This window comes from Ammoniphilus oxalaticus (genome assembly GCF_003609605.1).
GTDB classification, from domain to species: domain Bacteria; phylum Bacillota; class Bacilli; order Aneurinibacillales; family RAOX-1; genus Ammoniphilus; species Ammoniphilus oxalaticus.
Genome location: NZ_MCHY01000002.1, coordinates 62,157 through 77,221 on the forward strand (window position 1 = coordinate 62,157; position 15,065 = coordinate 77,221).

General features: G+C 43.1%; 17 protein-coding genes. 6 read left to right on the forward strand and 11 right to left on the reverse strand.

Annotated elements, in window-relative coordinates; all coding sequences use genetic code 11:
* Window positions 1-48 precede the first annotated feature (48 nt).
* The 6 genes from BEP19_RS01085 to BEP19_RS01110 form a co-directional block, all read right to left on the reverse strand.
* Complete coding sequence (locus tag BEP19_RS01085; protein ID WP_120188017.1) at window positions 49-555, reverse strand: hypothetical protein; 507 nt, start codon at window positions 553-555, stop codon at window positions 49-51.
* 108 nt (window positions 556-663) lie between these two features.
* Window positions 664-1,359, reverse strand: a complete 696-nt coding sequence (locus BEP19_RS01090; RefSeq protein WP_120188018.1) for an SWIM zinc finger family protein — start codon at window positions 1,357-1,359, stop codon at window positions 664-666.
* Window positions 1,360-1,376: 17 nt separating this feature from the next.
* Window positions 1,377-4,196, reverse strand: a complete 2,820-nt coding sequence (locus tag BEP19_RS01095) for a DEAD/DEAH box helicase (RefSeq protein ID WP_170145208.1) — start codon at window positions 4,194-4,196, stop codon at window positions 1,377-1,379.
* A gap of 81 nt (window positions 4,197-4,277) precedes the next feature.
* Window positions 4,278-4,796: a GNAT family N-acetyltransferase gene (locus BEP19_RS01100; RefSeq protein WP_120188020.1), complete on the reverse strand. Its 519-nt coding sequence runs from the start codon at window positions 4,794-4,796 to the stop codon at window positions 4,278-4,280.
* A gap of 100 nt (window positions 4,797-4,896) precedes the next feature.
* Window positions 4,897-5,094, reverse strand: coding sequence for a hypothetical protein (locus BEP19_RS01105; protein ID WP_120188021.1), 198 nt, complete (start codon window positions 5,092-5,094; stop codon window positions 4,897-4,899).
* A 57-nt stretch (window positions 5,095-5,151) separates the two neighbouring features.
* Window positions 5,152-5,490 carry a hypothetical protein gene (locus BEP19_RS01110; RefSeq protein ID WP_120188022.1) on the reverse strand — a complete coding sequence of 113 codons (339 nt, stop codon included), beginning with the start codon at window positions 5,488-5,490 and terminating at the stop codon, window positions 5,152-5,154.
* Between the two features lie 155 nt (window positions 5,491-5,645).
* Between BEP19_RS01110 and BEP19_RS01115 the strand changes: the two genes are divergently transcribed.
* Both BEP19_RS01115 and BEP19_RS01120 read left to right on the forward strand, forming a co-directional pair.
* The gene (locus BEP19_RS01115; protein ID WP_120188023.1) at window positions 5,646-7,187 is read left to right on the forward strand and encodes an S-layer homology domain-containing protein; all 1,542 of its coding nucleotides are present in this window, start codon (window positions 5,646-5,648) and stop codon (window positions 7,185-7,187) included.
* A gap of 161 nt (window positions 7,188-7,348) precedes the next feature.
* A complete protein-coding gene (locus BEP19_RS01120) occupies window positions 7,349-7,552 on the forward strand; it encodes an alpha/beta-type small acid-soluble spore protein (protein WP_120188024.1) in 204 nt (67 codons plus the stop codon).
* A 32-nt stretch (window positions 7,553-7,584) separates the two neighbouring features.
* On the opposite strand, the gene BEP19_RS01125 is transcribed toward BEP19_RS01120, so the two are convergent.
* On the reverse strand, window positions 7,585-8,292 hold the full coding sequence (locus tag BEP19_RS01125) for a gamma-glutamyl-gamma-aminobutyrate hydrolase family protein (protein WP_120188025.1): 708 nt from the start codon (window positions 8,290-8,292) through the stop codon (window positions 7,585-7,587).
* A gap of 144 nt (window positions 8,293-8,436) precedes the next feature.
* Between BEP19_RS01125 and BEP19_RS01130 the strand changes: the two genes are divergently transcribed.
* Window positions 8,437-10,032, forward strand: coding sequence for a peptide ABC transporter substrate-binding protein (locus BEP19_RS01130; protein WP_120188026.1), 1,596 nt, complete (start codon window positions 8,437-8,439; stop codon window positions 10,030-10,032).
* Between the two features lie 49 nt (window positions 10,033-10,081).
* Here the strand turns inward: BEP19_RS01130 and cls are convergent, their stop codons facing one another.
* The gene (gene cls / locus BEP19_RS01135; protein ID WP_170145209.1) at window positions 10,082-11,665 is read right to left on the reverse strand and encodes a cardiolipin synthase; all 1,584 of its coding nucleotides are present in this window, start codon (window positions 11,663-11,665) and stop codon (window positions 10,082-10,084) included.
* A gap of 177 nt (window positions 11,666-11,842) precedes the next feature.
* Between cls and BEP19_RS01140 the strand changes: the two genes are divergently transcribed.
* The gene (locus BEP19_RS01140; protein WP_170145210.1) at window positions 11,843-12,262 is read left to right on the forward strand and encodes a Fur family transcriptional regulator; all 420 of its coding nucleotides are present in this window, start codon (window positions 11,843-11,845) and stop codon (window positions 12,260-12,262) included.
* A gap of 93 nt (window positions 12,263-12,355) precedes the next feature.
* On the opposite strand, the gene BEP19_RS01145 is transcribed toward BEP19_RS01140, so the two are convergent.
* From BEP19_RS01145 to BEP19_RS01155, 3 genes are all read right to left on the reverse strand, one after another.
* Entirely contained in the window at window positions 12,356-12,781 is a 426-nt protein-coding gene (locus BEP19_RS01145) for a universal stress protein (protein WP_120188029.1), read from the reverse strand.
* 259 nt (window positions 12,782-13,040) lie between these two features.
* Window positions 13,041-13,466, reverse strand: coding sequence for a universal stress protein (locus BEP19_RS01150; protein WP_120188030.1), 426 nt, complete (start codon window positions 13,464-13,466; stop codon window positions 13,041-13,043).
* Window positions 13,467-13,680: 214 nt separating this feature from the next.
* On the reverse strand, window positions 13,681-14,118 hold the full coding sequence (locus tag BEP19_RS01155) for a universal stress protein (protein WP_120188031.1): 438 nt from the start codon (window positions 14,116-14,118) through the stop codon (window positions 13,681-13,683).
* A gap of 99 nt (window positions 14,119-14,217) precedes the next feature.
* Between BEP19_RS01155 and BEP19_RS01160 the strand changes: the two genes are divergently transcribed.
* Together BEP19_RS01160 and BEP19_RS01165 are read left to right on the forward strand one after the other, a co-directional pair.
* On the forward strand, window positions 14,218-14,637 hold the full coding sequence (locus tag BEP19_RS01160) for a DUF309 domain-containing protein (protein WP_120188032.1): 420 nt from the start codon (window positions 14,218-14,220) through the stop codon (window positions 14,635-14,637).
* A gap of 104 nt (window positions 14,638-14,741) precedes the next feature.
* Window positions 14,742-15,044, forward strand: a complete 303-nt coding sequence (locus BEP19_RS01165; protein WP_120188033.1) for a DUF1292 domain-containing protein — start codon at window positions 14,742-14,744, stop codon at window positions 15,042-15,044.
* Window positions 15,045-15,065 lie beyond the last annotated feature (21 nt).

Sequence of the window (15,065 nt, forward strand, 5' to 3'; positions counted from 1 at the left end):
TCGCTTTACCATTGTATCGTAAGGGGGCATCCGTTATTCCAATGTAAGTTAATAGAATGGGAAAGAAGAACTTGGATAATCGTATGAATCATAATGACTATAGGAGGAATAAGGGGAGTCGTAGTTCCGCTGATTCATGTAGAACTCATATTTACTCAGATGATAGGCTCGCTTTTCCATGTAATATGCGTATTTACGCTTATGGTATCGATATTGCCGACATCTTTTCTCATAATGGCGTACTTTCTTCTTATGATAATGGACTTTTTCCATACAGATCGACATCGACATGTGTGACTGGTGCGGCTTCGGAACATGCGGTGATTTCGGCATTTTTGGCATCAAATGCTGCTGACTTGGACAATGCGAGGATTCTAGCGGAATATTCATTTCGTGCGCGGGCGCAAGCGGCATAACTGGCATTTGTGGCATTTTTGGCGGTTGCAGCGGCAGCGACGGTTGTGGCGGCATCTCCTGTTTTGGTTTTACAGGCGGTTGGTACGTCGATTCTGGTTTGATCGGGGGCATCGGCGGCATTTTCTTGTTGTTTTCCATATTATAAATCCCTCTCCTTTAGGTTTGTGTCTCTATACCACCATATGAAGGATTATAATTATGCGTAACGACACCCGCCTATCCCCCCCTTAAACCACCGCCTATTTTTCATTCATCGTAATCTGGCGTTTCCGTCTCCTCTTGTATCTTTGAAAAGATTTCCTCCATGATCAATGGGAATGGAAACGGAGAAATCCAAAACGGCGGCGTACCCGTTGGCTTGCGCGGAGTAGGTTGAAAATTCGTCCGCTGCGGCAGCGGAGTCAATTTGTATTCAGCTTGACGACGTTGTTGCTCATCATCCGTTTTTTGAACCTGTAACGAATCAAGCAGTTGGTCCCAATCCAATCCTCGAAATTGAAAAAAAAGCCTCGGATCTTGAACAAGCTGCTCCGCTACCTTCATCGCTACAGCTGCCAAATGTTTACAGGGCGGTTCGCCTTCTGCGCATGAGCAATTGTAATCAAACGATTTCGAGAGGAACAACGTTCGCAAGGGTTCGTTTAACAGCTGCTCATCAACTGTTTTGAGATAAGGCAGCATCACCAAACTTTGATTTGAGCGAAAGCTGTCGTATACCGCTTGCGCCTGATCGGGCGCAAGCGGGTGGCAGCTGATACGTTGGTCATAGATCATTTGCTGTTCATTGACCGTTGCCGTAATTTCTCCCGCATTTATAGTTAATTCGCTTACCCGTTGTTGGTCAAACAAGCTCTTCCCCCTTTGCCACCGTGAGACGATGGTCATTTGTTGTTGCCAAGCTGTTTTCCATTTTTGGGAAAGCCACGTTTCTGATTTTACCAATACACTCACCCGCTCACTTAGAAATCTTCAATCAATTGGTGATGCAACGTCAATAAATCACGCAATTCATCCGAGCCCAGTTCCGTAATCCAGTTTTCTCCCGAACCAATCACATCCTGTACTAGATCTTGTTTGCGTTCAATCATCCGATCAATTTTTTCTTCTATCGTGCCTAAACAAATTAATTTATGGACATGAACGGTTCGGGTTTGACCAATCCGAAACGCCCGATCAGTCGCCTGATTTTCCACGGCGGGATTCCACCAACGGTCAAAATGAATGACACGATTTGCTCGCGTTAAATTTAAGCCAACTCCGCCCGCTTTCAAGGACAAAATCAAGATCGGCGAACTCCCTTTCTCTTGAAATTGATCAATCAATCCCTCGCGTTGCTGGGCTGGTACCCCTCCGTGTAAAAAAGGGATCGTTAACTTGAATTCTTCTTGTAATTTTCGTTGTAATAAATGTCCCATTTTTGTAAACTGTGTAAATATCAAAATGTGATCCTGATCATCGAGCATTTCCGTAACCATCTCGATCAGTCGATTTAATTTACCCGAACGCGATCCGCTCGCTCCCTGGTCAAGTAAGGCGGGATGATTACAAATTTGCTTCAACCTTAAAATACTCGATAAAATCAAGCCTTTTCGAGCAAAACCTTGTATATTCTTTTCTTTATCAAGCAATTCATTCACCAGTCTTGCATAGAGAGCCGCTTGCTCCGTCGTTAAAGGACAATATTCCTTCGTTTCAATTTTTTCGGGAAGATCGCGAATGACACTTGGATCGCTTTTGGATCTGCGCAACAAAAACGGACGCACGAGCCTTTTTAAAGAAGTCATTCGCTCTTTATCACCTAGTTTTTCAATTGGTTGGGCAAACTGGCGGCGAAAATTTGTTTTTGAACCTAAAAAGCCAGGATTTAAAAATTCAAAAATGGACCACAATTCTTCTAATCGGTTTTCCATCGGGGTCCCGGTTAAGGTGATCCGATGCCGCGCATTGAAGCCGCGAATCGCTTTTGATTGCAAAGTAGACGAATTTTTGATGTGTTGCGCCTCATCTAATACGATTCCGTCCCACAGAAGCAGGGAGAAAGAAGCATGGTCGCGTTGAGCCAATGAATAGGTCGTTAAAACGATGTCCACCTTAGTTGCTTGTTCACGAAAAACATCACCAGCCGCGCGGGTCGGACCATGATGAACCATCACAGACAGGTCTGGAATAAAACGCTGGATCTCTTTTTGCCAGTTGCCAAGCACCGAAGTCGGACAAATCAGTAAAAAGGGGTGATCTAGCCAGCCTTGCTCTTTACAATAGGCTAAGTAGGACAAAAATTGAATCGTCTTTCCCAACCCCATATCGTCCGCTAGACATGCGCCCATGTTCCATTTTCTTAATTGTATTAACCAAGACATCCCCACTCGCTGATAAGGCCGAAGTTGGCCTTGGAACGACACGGGAATTGGATATTCCTCGACTTGCCCGCCTTGTTCTAACCATTGAAAACATTCATTGATCCAGCCTGTCGTATTCAGGTTTTGAATCGAGATGGGCAACAGATCCGAATCTCCATTCAACGCGTAAAGATGAAAGGCGTCGCGCAGCGATAAATGTCGTTTCTTCTTCACCTGATCTAACCATTCGAGTGAATTTTTTAATCCGCTCTGATCGAGCACGATCCATTCGCCGTTCATTTCCACCAATGGCAGCGACGCCTCCATCCATCGGGTCAATTCAGCCTCATCAACAACTTGGTCGCCTAACGAAAGACGAAAATCAAAGGCGACTAAACTTTCCAAACCAAGCTCCGTTTGTCCGCTTTGTTCATTCGCGTCAAGCGATACTTCAAGTCGATACGGTATGGACGGCGGGCGTTGCATCGATTGCGGAACAAACACAGCGTGCCCTTCACGACGTAAGACGGGGGCGGTTTCTCTAAAAAAGCGATACGCTTGCTCTGTATTCAGTTCACAATAAATAGGGAGCGTGGAAGCAGCTTGAAATAAGCGCGGAAAGCGCTCCATAACCTCCGCCAATGCATTCATATAAAGAGGGCGGTACCCGCTAAGTCGCGTCCATTCAAGTAAGTTGCCGCTTGGTTCCATCCAATAAAACCGCAGCTGCCAGCTGGTCGACGCAAGTGTCGGCTCCAAACGAAGACAAAAACGCCCGACCGATTCAAACTGCGGTTCGCTGTCTCCGCGCCAATCTTGGTAAGCTTCATACAACTCCTGCCATCGTTTTCCAACACCAGGTTCATCGTACTCCGCGCATAATCGTTGGATCCAGTCCTCATGTAGATAGAATGCTTTAAATTGTAGCAACTTTCCTAGCTGGCTACGTTTTAACGAGAACTTCGTATTAATAATGAAACGAACGTAGCTGTCAACGATGTCTTCCGTGAAAGACCGGACCAACTGACCATCTCCGACGAGCCGAATCCCTTCTTGAAACCACTCCTCCAGCTGCTCCATGACTGACACAGCGCTCCAATCGGTCACCCATTTGGAAAAGAATAGATCACCGCTTTTTACTAAGCCTGGTTGAAAACGACCTTCCGCTGCTAGCGATGTCGACCAATGAAACAAACGGCGCCAGAAATCAAGTTCAGACGATAATTCCGACTGCCAAGCGTTAATTTCTAAAAAAGCCTCAGCAAGCCGAGCGCGCTGAATCCAAATTTGTTGTTGATCAACCGTTCCAAAGTCTTCAAACCGTTCAATCAGCTGTGGCGGCAATGATGAGGGCGTCGCTGTTTGCTCATCTACCGACCACAGACAAAAAACAACATCTTCCTTTATTCGAGTTGTTGTGTACGTACCAAAAAGTTGCATATGTAGGTCCATCTCCGTCACAAAGTTATTCCATCATTATATCGAAAGGAAAGGCCGAAAAAAAATGCCCTAGTTAGGATCCTATCCTTCCTTGAGCATATTCTGATCACGATCGTATAAATAGATTTCCCCAATTTTCGTTGAATCTTTCCGTATAAATCCAAGGTCCGTTAAGTGAGTGACCATCGGTTTGTTCTGTAAATCTGTTTGACAACTAATATGAAGCGCATTGGGGAATGTATCAAACAATTGAGCAACCAGCATTTCGAGCGCTTCGCGAACGTATCCTCTGCCTCGAAATTCTTTGAAAATACAGATGGAGGTAATATCGATCGATAAGCCATAAAAGTCAAAAGGACGAGAAAAGGCTTCGACAAAACCGACGTGAACATTATCGACATAAATCATATAAAATAAAAAATCCGGCGGATTTTGCAATCGAGAGCTCACATCTGTCATCGGATCCTTAATATGAAATACAATATCTTCCAACCACTCGCAATGTTCCTCATGTTTCTGAAGAGCAGGTTCTTTCAACCAGTATTCAAGCATTTTTCGTACTTCATGAGCGTAGATGTTGAGTCGAAGTTCAAGATTCATGGAAATTCACCTTCCTGCTAACGAAAATCAGTGCTTTCATTATACATGAAAACGCCGCGGAAGCGGCGTGACAAAAGAACGTTTATCCAAGAATCTTCGATCAACGGTAAGCAATGTACCCCTCTAACTTTTTCTTTAGTTGTTCAATCGTAATATCGCTTTCTTCGAGAAGAGCAGGATCTTCTTTTTCCAATCGTTGAACTTCTTCTAAATATTCTGTATACCATACTGCTTTTCGATTCTCATCAACAAATTCTTCAAATGCTTTCACTTCTGAGCGTTTAGCCATCTCAGCCATGGGCGTTTCTTCCTCCTTGCGATATATCCATTGTCAGAAAATAATATCACAAATTGCTTAATAACGCCAATATTTAAGATAGTTGTAATGAGCTGTCGGAATTTCTTCGACGATTTGATTATTCTCGTCAACATACACTTCGAATTCGCGATACTTTTCTACATCCCACTCCTCTTCTTTATAGCGTTCCACCACTTTCCACTCTAAACGCATCGTCGGTTCACTCGGCGAGGCGGTAACAGGGGTCGCGTTTACCTGTTCATTAACCAATTCGGCAACGCGCGATAAGCTAAAATGTCCGCTTGGCGACTGAATAGCGACAAGCAAAAACACATTAATTGTTATTACCGCAATGAGCAAACCATGTAGCAGGTTTGAAGGCCGCTTTCCTTTCACTTTCGATCACCTCAACACATTGTATGTACAAGCTGGCCGTTTTAGGTCAGCATATCAATTCCGATTCATACAATTTTCCATTCTTTTTGTGATGCTCTATCAACTCTATTCATTTATGATAGAGATATACATAGAAAGGAGTGGAAAAACTAGAAATGAAATGGAAAAGATGGGCGCGCGCCTTGTTAGCGGTTGGACTCGTTGCCGCTTCGGGTTCAGGCAGTGTCTTTGCCACGAGCAACGACCCAGCGAACAATCATGGCAATATGATCTATTTATATGGCGGGAACTCGAACACTTACAAGCAACAGCTCACTAAGACACAAGGGCAAGTCGGAACGTTACTTCCAAACTACTTCGGACTCACAAAAGAAGGGCGCTTAACAGAAGCAGTCGATGCCGATTTTGTTAAATATGCGCATCAACATCATTATCGAATCACCCCGTTTATCAGTAACCATTGGGATCGGGCGCTTGGTGTAAAAGCGATGGAAAATGGGGATAAACTGGCGGATGATCTCGCTCAAGCCGTAATCAAACACAACTTGGATGGGGTCAATATCGATATCGAAAATCTCACCTTTGAACAACGAGATTTGCAAACGAAATTTTTAACGAGATTGACGAATCAGCTGCGTCCCCTAGGCAAAACAGTCAGTATTGCCGTTGCCCCCGCTCGAAGCGACACAACGGTCGGCTGGGCGGGCTCCTATGATTTTGAGGCAATTGGTAAAGTCGTCGATACCGTGTTTATCATGGCCTATGATCAAAGTTATCAACAGGGACCCGAAGGACCTGTAGCTGGACTTAACTGGGTGGAGCAATCCGTTAAATATTTAACGACCAAAATTCCGAAAGAAAAACTCGTATTGGGGGTTCCTTTCTACGGACGTTATTGGACGGGCGCGGAAAAAGGTACGGGGATCATTTACCCGCAAACAATGAAATGGATCGAACGAAATAACGCGAAAACCAATCTCGACCCTACTCACCAAACCCATGTATCCCGTTTTTATGATCAAGAGTCTGGGCAACAAGTGGAAATTTGGTTTGATTCAGCGAATACCTTGCTAAAAAAAGTGGAATTAGTTGAAAAATACGGGTTAAAAGGATGGGGCGGTTGGCGGTTGGGACAAGAGGATCCTGCTCTATGGTCCGCTCTTGCCGAAGTTGATCACTTGCTATTCAAAGATATTAACGATCATTGGGCCAAGCAAGAAATTCAACAGATGGTTGAACAAAAGTTTATAACAGGATATGCCGATGGCTCGTTCCGACCGCAACTTCCCATCAGTCGCGAGGAAACGGCCACATTGTTAACGACGATTTTGAAGTTAGATCAGACGAAACCGACAACATCATACAAAGACGTAGCAAAAGATCGCTGGTCTCACCCGTTTGTTAGCGCTGTATCGGAGAACGGAACAATGACAGGTTACCCAGATAAAACATTCCGCCCGACACAATCGATTACCCGAGCGGAATTCGCGAGCGCCCTGGCAAGAATCACGCCCGCGTCAAATGCATCATCAGCGATTAACGTTTCCTTTCCCGATGTGGATGGACACTGGGCCGCTAAGGCAATCCAACAGATGCAACAAGCAGGGATCATTGCCGGTTATGAAGATGGCAGCTTCCGACCCAATCAAACTGTAACGCGAGCGGAAGCCGCTGTTATGTTAAGCAAATTAAACTGATAATTTCATTTTATCCGATCGTGTAATCGTTCATACAGTAACTCATGCGATCATTTGGAATAATCTGCCTCTCATATCCGAACGAATTCGAGACATGATAGTAGTAGTGGCATTGAACCTCTCTCTTATGAAAACCCAAAAACCACAAGGAGGAAACACACATGCCCAACAGCAACAATTCTAATCAAACATTAGTTTCAGGTGCAGCTCAAGCTTTGGATCAAATGAAGTATGAGATCGCCCAAGAATTTGGAGTTCAATTAGGCGCGGACCAAACTTCTCGTGTAAACGGTTCGGTTGGAGGAGAAATCACGAAGCGTCTTGTTCAATTCGCTGAACAAGCTCTTGCTGGAAGAGTTCAATAAAAGCTGAATATAATGGATAAAAGGGGCCTTCTTTAAGGCCCCTTTTTACTTTGTTCAACAAAAGCCGCAAATAACCGCCGCGCATCCGCTTGCCCCGCAAACAAATCTTCTGGATGCCATTGTACCCCAACGACAAACGGGCGCTCCTCGCTTTCAAACGCTTCAATGATTCCATCCGCTGATACAGCTGACGAAATAAAGCCTGGCGCCAAACGATTGACCGCTTGATGGTGGAAACTATTCACTCGACTACGCGTATTCCCTGTAATTTCATGCAGCAACGTCCCGGGCTTCACTTCAATCGAGTGAGTGAGATGATCACGAGGCGCTTGTTGACTATGCTGTAATAGCTCACCTGGATGTTGCTCATAAATGTCTTGATACATTCCGCCACCAGCAACGACATTTAGAATTTGCGCACCGCGACAAATACCCAAGATTGGTTTTTTCGCCTTTAAAAAATGTTTAATGAGTATTGCCTCAAGCCAATCCCGCTCTGGCGTAATCGAGCCCAGTTGTTGGCGCGGTTCTTCTCCGAATAAAAAGGGATCGATATCCCCGCCGCCTGTCAAAAGCAAACCAGCTAAGTTTTCAGCTAAGGTCTCGACCGTTCTCGCATGCTCCATATAAGGAATGACAATTGGAACTCCACCTGATGCTTCGATCGCATGAATATTAGCGCGTTGCGCTTGAACCGCGGTTCCCTCTAATGAAGCGCTCACTCCAATTAACGGCATCATATCATTCCCTCCTCTGCTTTCTATTGTACGTTTCACTCGTTGATTATCTTCCATTTTTTTGAAAAACCTGTTCATAATTGAATCCATTCATGCTAAAATACAGCCTAAAGGGAAATACTGGGTAATTTAAGGAGGAACGTGAACATGAAAGCAATCACCGCGATTACCAACGCGGTTCTCTCAGTAGGGATCCTACTTGCAGCCTGTGGCGCGCTCCCTACCATAAAGAAAAATGATGAAACCGTCCGACTCAATTTACGAAACGAACCGCCGACGTTGCATCCGGGCCTTGCCATCGAGCACAGTTCGATGATCTTACTTAAAGCCCTCATGGAAGGTTTAACAAGAATTGGCCCAGATGGCAAGCCGCAGCCCGCTGCAGCGGAGCGAATCGATTTATCCGAAGATCGTTTAACATACACCTTTACCCTTCGTGATTTAACTTGGAGCAACGGAGAACCTGTCACTGCCGCCGATTATGAAACGGCTTGGAAATGGGCGCTCAATCCAACAATAGACGCCCCTTATGCTTACCAACTATATCCAATCGCAAATGCGAAAAAAGCCAAACAGGGCGAAGTGGAATTAACAGAGGTCGGTATCAAAGCTCTCGACACTCATCGACTGGAGGTAATGCTTGAAAACCCGACTCCTTATTTCCTTGAATTAACCGCGTCCCCTCCTTACTTCCCGATTCATCGCGAAGCTACGGAGAAAAATTCAGAATGGCATACAGCAGCATCATCGTATATAGGGAATGGACCTTTTCAACTTACCGAATGGGAACACGGCAATAAACTCGTCTTGGCAAAGAACCCAGATTACTGGGATGCCGACACGGTGCAGCTAGAGCAAATCGAGATGATGATGCTGAACGAAGATAACACCGAATTCGAACTGTTTCAAAAAGGGAGTTTAGATTGGATAGGCTCCCCATTTTCCGCGCTTTCAACAGACGCGTTGGCAGTATTTAAAGAGAATGAGCAATTGCTAACCGCTCCAGTTGCGGGCACATATGAGTATCGATTTAATACAGAACGACCGCCTTTTGACAATCCTAACATTCGAAAAGCATTGGCCTACGCGATTGACCGCGATCAGCTTGTCAGTCGAATCACACATGGTGAACAAGCGGCTGCGACGACTTATGCGCCGCCAGTGACCTTTGCTGACGACGAAGGGCATGAACTATTTTTGGACAATGATGTAGAACAAGCGCGGCAGCTATTGAAACAGGGGCTGCATGAAGCGGGGTTACAGGAATTGCCCTCAATTGAACTTGTTTATAATACAAGTGAAGCGCATGCTAAAATCGCCGAGGCGATGCAAAAGATGTGGCAACAAAATCTCGGCGTGACGACCACACTAAAGAGCCTTGAGTGGGAGACGCATGTTATGGAAATTGAAAATGGGAACTATCAACTAGCCCGCATGTCGTGGTTAGCGGACTTTAATGATCCAGTTAATTTTCTTGAAATTTACACGGATCCGCAAGGAAATAACAACACGAATTGGACAAGCGATGAGTACAATAAATGGATTACCGCCTCATACACCGAAATCGATCCGCGCCGACGCTACCAACACTTGCGCGAAGCGGAAAAAATCTTGATGGACGAGATGCCGACCATTCCGATTTACCATTATGCGTACAGCTACGCAAAATCAGAACGTCTGCAAAACATTTACATCGATGCCCTTGGTCATATTGATTTCAAATGGGCCTATCTTGCCCCATAAACCTAAAAACAAACAAGAAGCTGAACCAATTTGGTCAGCTTCTTGTTTGTTATAAAAGGGGAGACATCAAGCGGGCAATCGATTCCCTCGCCTTTTCCCCTATCGGACGATTCACTATCTGATCCAAATCCAATTGTTCGGAATAGGATAGGTCTTCGAAGAAATCCTGGCTCAGTCGGTCAGCGACTTTCGGATCATAAATGACCCCGCTCACTTCAAAGTTGTGGTGAAAACTACGAATATCAAAATTGGCTGTGCCAATCGTTACGACCTGCCCATCTACAATAATGATTTTGGCATGAATAAAACCTTTCAAATAGGAGTAAATTTTCACGCCAGCCTCGATTAGTTCCCGATAATACGATCTTGAAGCCCAATGCACGACAACATGATCTGGAATACCCGGAACAAGAATTCGAACATCGACCCCGCTTAACGCAGCCGTTTTCAATGCCATTGCGATGCTATCGTCTGGAATTAAATACGGCGTCGTAATGTAAACTGTTTTCTTGGCTTGCGTGATCAAAGAGAAGTATACTTTTAGGATGTATTCCCAATCGGAGTCGGGACCGCTGGCTGCTATTTGCACATGCAGCGGCTGCTTAATTTCATGCTTTGGGAAATAGCAAGGTTCTGGGCGCACAATCTGATCGGTTGAAAAACGCCAATCGTGGAGGAAGATCAACTGCAAAAAATAGACAGCATCTCCTTTCACCATCATATGCGTGTCCCGCCAAAATCCAAACTTTTCATTTAAACCCAAGTATTCGTCGCCTACATTCAATCCCCCTAAAAAACCGACCTCCCCATCAATAATCGTAATCTTACGGTGATTGCGGTAATTAATTTTTCTTAAATAAGGAAATAAAATAGGCGAGAAACTGACAAGTTCGACCCCTGCCTCTTTTAATTCTTGTTTATAGGAGCGCGACAACTGGCGACTGCCTAACCCGTCAATGATCATCCGTACTTTAATGCCTTGTTTCGCCTTTTCGATTAAAATTTTCTTTAACTCGTTTCCAACTTGGTCATTACGCAATATAAACGTTATGAAATGAATGTGGTGCTCTGCGCGACGGAGTTCTTCAAACATCTTCTCGAATGTCGCTTCCCCATTCGTCAAGATCTCAACCTGATTAAGCTGAGTCATTGGCAAACTTGCATTATGTAATAATAAATGAACGAGTCTTTCTTGTTTTGAAGAGATCGGTTGTAACGTTTGATAATCTGTAACATCATAAGGAATATTGAACAATTGGTGTAATTCATTCAGATTAATTGTTTTATCTTTGTACCTTCTACGTTTTCGAATGTTTCTTCCGACAAAAATATAAAACACAAAACCAATAATCGGAAAAATAGTTAAAATAACAAGCCAAGCTACGGTACGAGAAGGATTTCGATTTTCAAGCACAATGATCGAAGCAATAAAAATAACGGATAACGTAAACAAAATTGTAAATAAATGTGTAAGAATATAAGAGCTAACTTTCCAAAGCGGTGATGCCTCTTCACGAAACGTGATCGTTGTAAAAAGCGACCATTCTGAAAGTTCTTCTAGTAAAAAGTGGTAGTATATCCCTAAGATAAATCCCGCTAGAAGAATGAGGAAAAAAATCAACTTCGATTTCACGGACACACCCCCCTTCCTATTGATGTAGAGTTTGGCTTCCATTTTATCATCTTGAGCTCAGTTTATACAACAAATCCGTTTTCTATTTGTAATTATTACATATACATTATATACTTAGGGGAAACTAGCCAGGAAATGATCATGAATTTGATATTGTACGCAGTGGAGGTTAAATATATGAAGGAAACGTTAATCAAGCTCGTTATCGAAAAAATAAAGGAAAAAGGCGGCAGAGTGACGATCCAACGATTAGCGATCATAAATCTGCTGCTGCAACTTGATCATCCAACAGCGGAAGAAATATACCAATATATGAAGGAAGAATACCCTACACTCTCTTTTACAACCGTTTATAATACACTCGATTCTTTACGAGAAATGGGGATTTTACGCGAATATCGGTTTGGCGACGCATCTCGTTTCGAAATGGCGGAAGAAAATCACGATCACTTCCTCTGTCTAACGTGCGGAAGAATCGAAGATATTCCAGAAGTAGACATTACCGTCACTCCACATTCAATATCCGATCGTTATCAGATCCTTACGACCGAGGTGACGCTAAAGGGATTGTGCATAGCATGTCAGAAACAAAGTTAAATAACCTACCTTTATTATGGAATCATCTTAAAAAATTGCGTCAAAAAAGCCTAACAGGTCGCTTAGGCTTTTTACCTTTTCATATTCGTCGGACTATTTTACTACAATGACAGGGCAAGTTGCCTTTTGAACAACATGATGGCTCACACTGCCAAGGAATAGTTCCTTTAATCCGCTTAAGCCACGGCTTCCCATAATGATCAAATCCGCGTTACGCTCTTTGGCAAATTCGACAATCATCTGAGCCGGCTGCCCTTCTAACACAATCGCACTCTTCTTATGATTCGACAACAAACTAATCTTTTCTTCCACCTCTTGGCGCATCTCATTCGCCATATTATAATAAGCTTCTCGAACGACCTCATAGTACTCGACACGAGACGGGATAGATACAACAGTCAGTACGTTTAACACAATTCGCGCATCCTGCTCAGCAAGTCGAATTGCTTTATCTAGAGCTTTCTTACTTAATTCCGATCCGTCGTAAGGCGCTACAATGCGAGAACATACCGTAATCATACTCTCATCTCCTTTTAACGAATGTTTTCTTTCTTACCTTCATTATATCCGTATAGGAGAGTATCAACTGTGACCAATTAAGGAATATTTATAAAACGCAAAGCCATTTATCTAATAAAGAGCATTAAAGAGAAAAAGAGCCGACAGTTAAACGAAAGGTCTCCAAATCAGGAGCATCCTACCATTACTGCCCAGGCTCTTTTATTTATAACAACATCGGTATATGTACCTTATAAAAACAAATAAGTCCTCTTAAATTTTATTTCGTTATATAGACAGGACAAGCTGACTTTTGAACAACGTATTGACTCACACTGCCCAAAAACCACTCTTGCAGACCGCTTAAGCCACGACTCCCCATAATCACAAGGTCAACGCCGTTATCTTTTGAAAACTCAACGATTTTAGCGCCTGGATTCCCTTCTAACACAGTAATTTTCGTCTCATTATTAGGTAAAGTCTTTAAAGACTCTTCGATTTCTTGCTCCAATTCTTTCGCTGCTTTAAAATAAGACTCTCTTACTCCATCATTGTAGGCAAGCCGATCTGGAATCGACAACACCGTTACGGCGTTAATTTGAATCTTTTCATCCTGTTTGGCAAGTTGAATCGCTGTGTTTAACGCCTTCTTACTTAATTCTGAGCCATCATAAGGCACGACAATGCGTGAACATACTGATAACATACTTGTTCCCCCCATATAAGCATTAATTTGTCCTTCTATATTATACCTCTTAAGTCTAGAACGGGCTACAAAAATAATGAATATTTGAAACATTTTAAAAGTGGCAAGCAGTTAACTCTTTATTTGAAAGAAAATAAAAAAAGCCTAGCGTAAACACTAGACTTTTTCCATGATGGCTCATCTCTGTACAACAGCCCTTGGTATCGGTATGATGTTATTTAACAACAAATACGGGACAGGCAGATTTCTGAACGACATAATGACTGACACTACCGAGAAACAATTCCTGAAGTCCGCTTAAACCACGACTTCCCATAATGACCAAATCCGTGCCATTTTCCTTGGTAAATTCAACGATCATATAAGCTGGGTTACCTTCTAACGTAATCGTTCTTGTTTTATTCGGTAAATCACTAAGTTTTTCAGAAATCTCCTCTAACATCTCTTGAGCTGTATTATAATGAGCCTCTCTTACACGGGCGTCATTATATACACCATGGTAGGTGATCCTCGTTGGTATCGAAACAACGGTAAGGATGTCCAACTCAATCCGCTGATCCTGCTTAGCGATTTTAATCGCCTTGTCAAGGGCTTTTTTACTTAATTCGGAGTTATCGTAAGGCACCGCAATACGCGAACATACAGATAACATCTTTTTCAACCCCCTTAAGGTTAACATACACATTCATTATACATGTTTATACACGGCTCGTCTGTGAATAAATAAAGACTCTTGAAAGGTGACGGCGTTATGAAGAAATTTCATCGGCTTTATATTGAATTTCTATATTACTTTAATATTGAACGGGATTACTATGAATGCCACGAAGTAATGGAAGAGTATTGGATGAACCAAGGCAATAATGGATGGCTGCAATCCCTGTTACAAGTCGCTGTCGGGTTGCATCATTTTCGCAATCAGAACATAAACGGCGCAATCAAGTTGTTTGAACAGGCTTTGCGTAAAAAGGAAATACATTGGGACGGAACGCTCGGAATTGATGACCTTCAGCTCTTTCAACAAGTGGAGGACTATGTAAATAAACTATATCGCTATGAACAAGAACCTTTTTCATTTTATGATTTGACAATCAAGATTACAGATCCCTCTTTACGTCAACTTGTTGAACAATGTGTGCCAGAAGGCGTGGATGAAGATGATAAATTTTAATATTTTCCCGTATAAAACAAAATTTTAATGGGAAGATAGTCAAAGGTAGGCTATACTGTTCATAAACTAACTCAACGAGGTAAACGTTGGAAAGGGGATTAAACATGGACAATCAGATCGAATTAGGTGAAATTTTCACGCTGGTCGATGAAAATGACGAAGAACAAGAAGTAGAAGTACTTGGTAAGCTTGAAATTGATGAGGATACGTATATTGCCGTCAGTTTTGTTCAAGAAATTGAAGAGAATGAGGATGAAGAAATAGATGTTTTCTTCTTGCGGGTTGATCCGAATGGTGAACTAGACGCGATTGAATCCGATGAGGAGTTCGAAAAAGTAGCGAACGCGTTTGAAGAAGCAATGCATGATGAACATGGGTGCGATGACCCGACTCATAATCACGGTTAAACCACAAATCCCCTTCCTGAC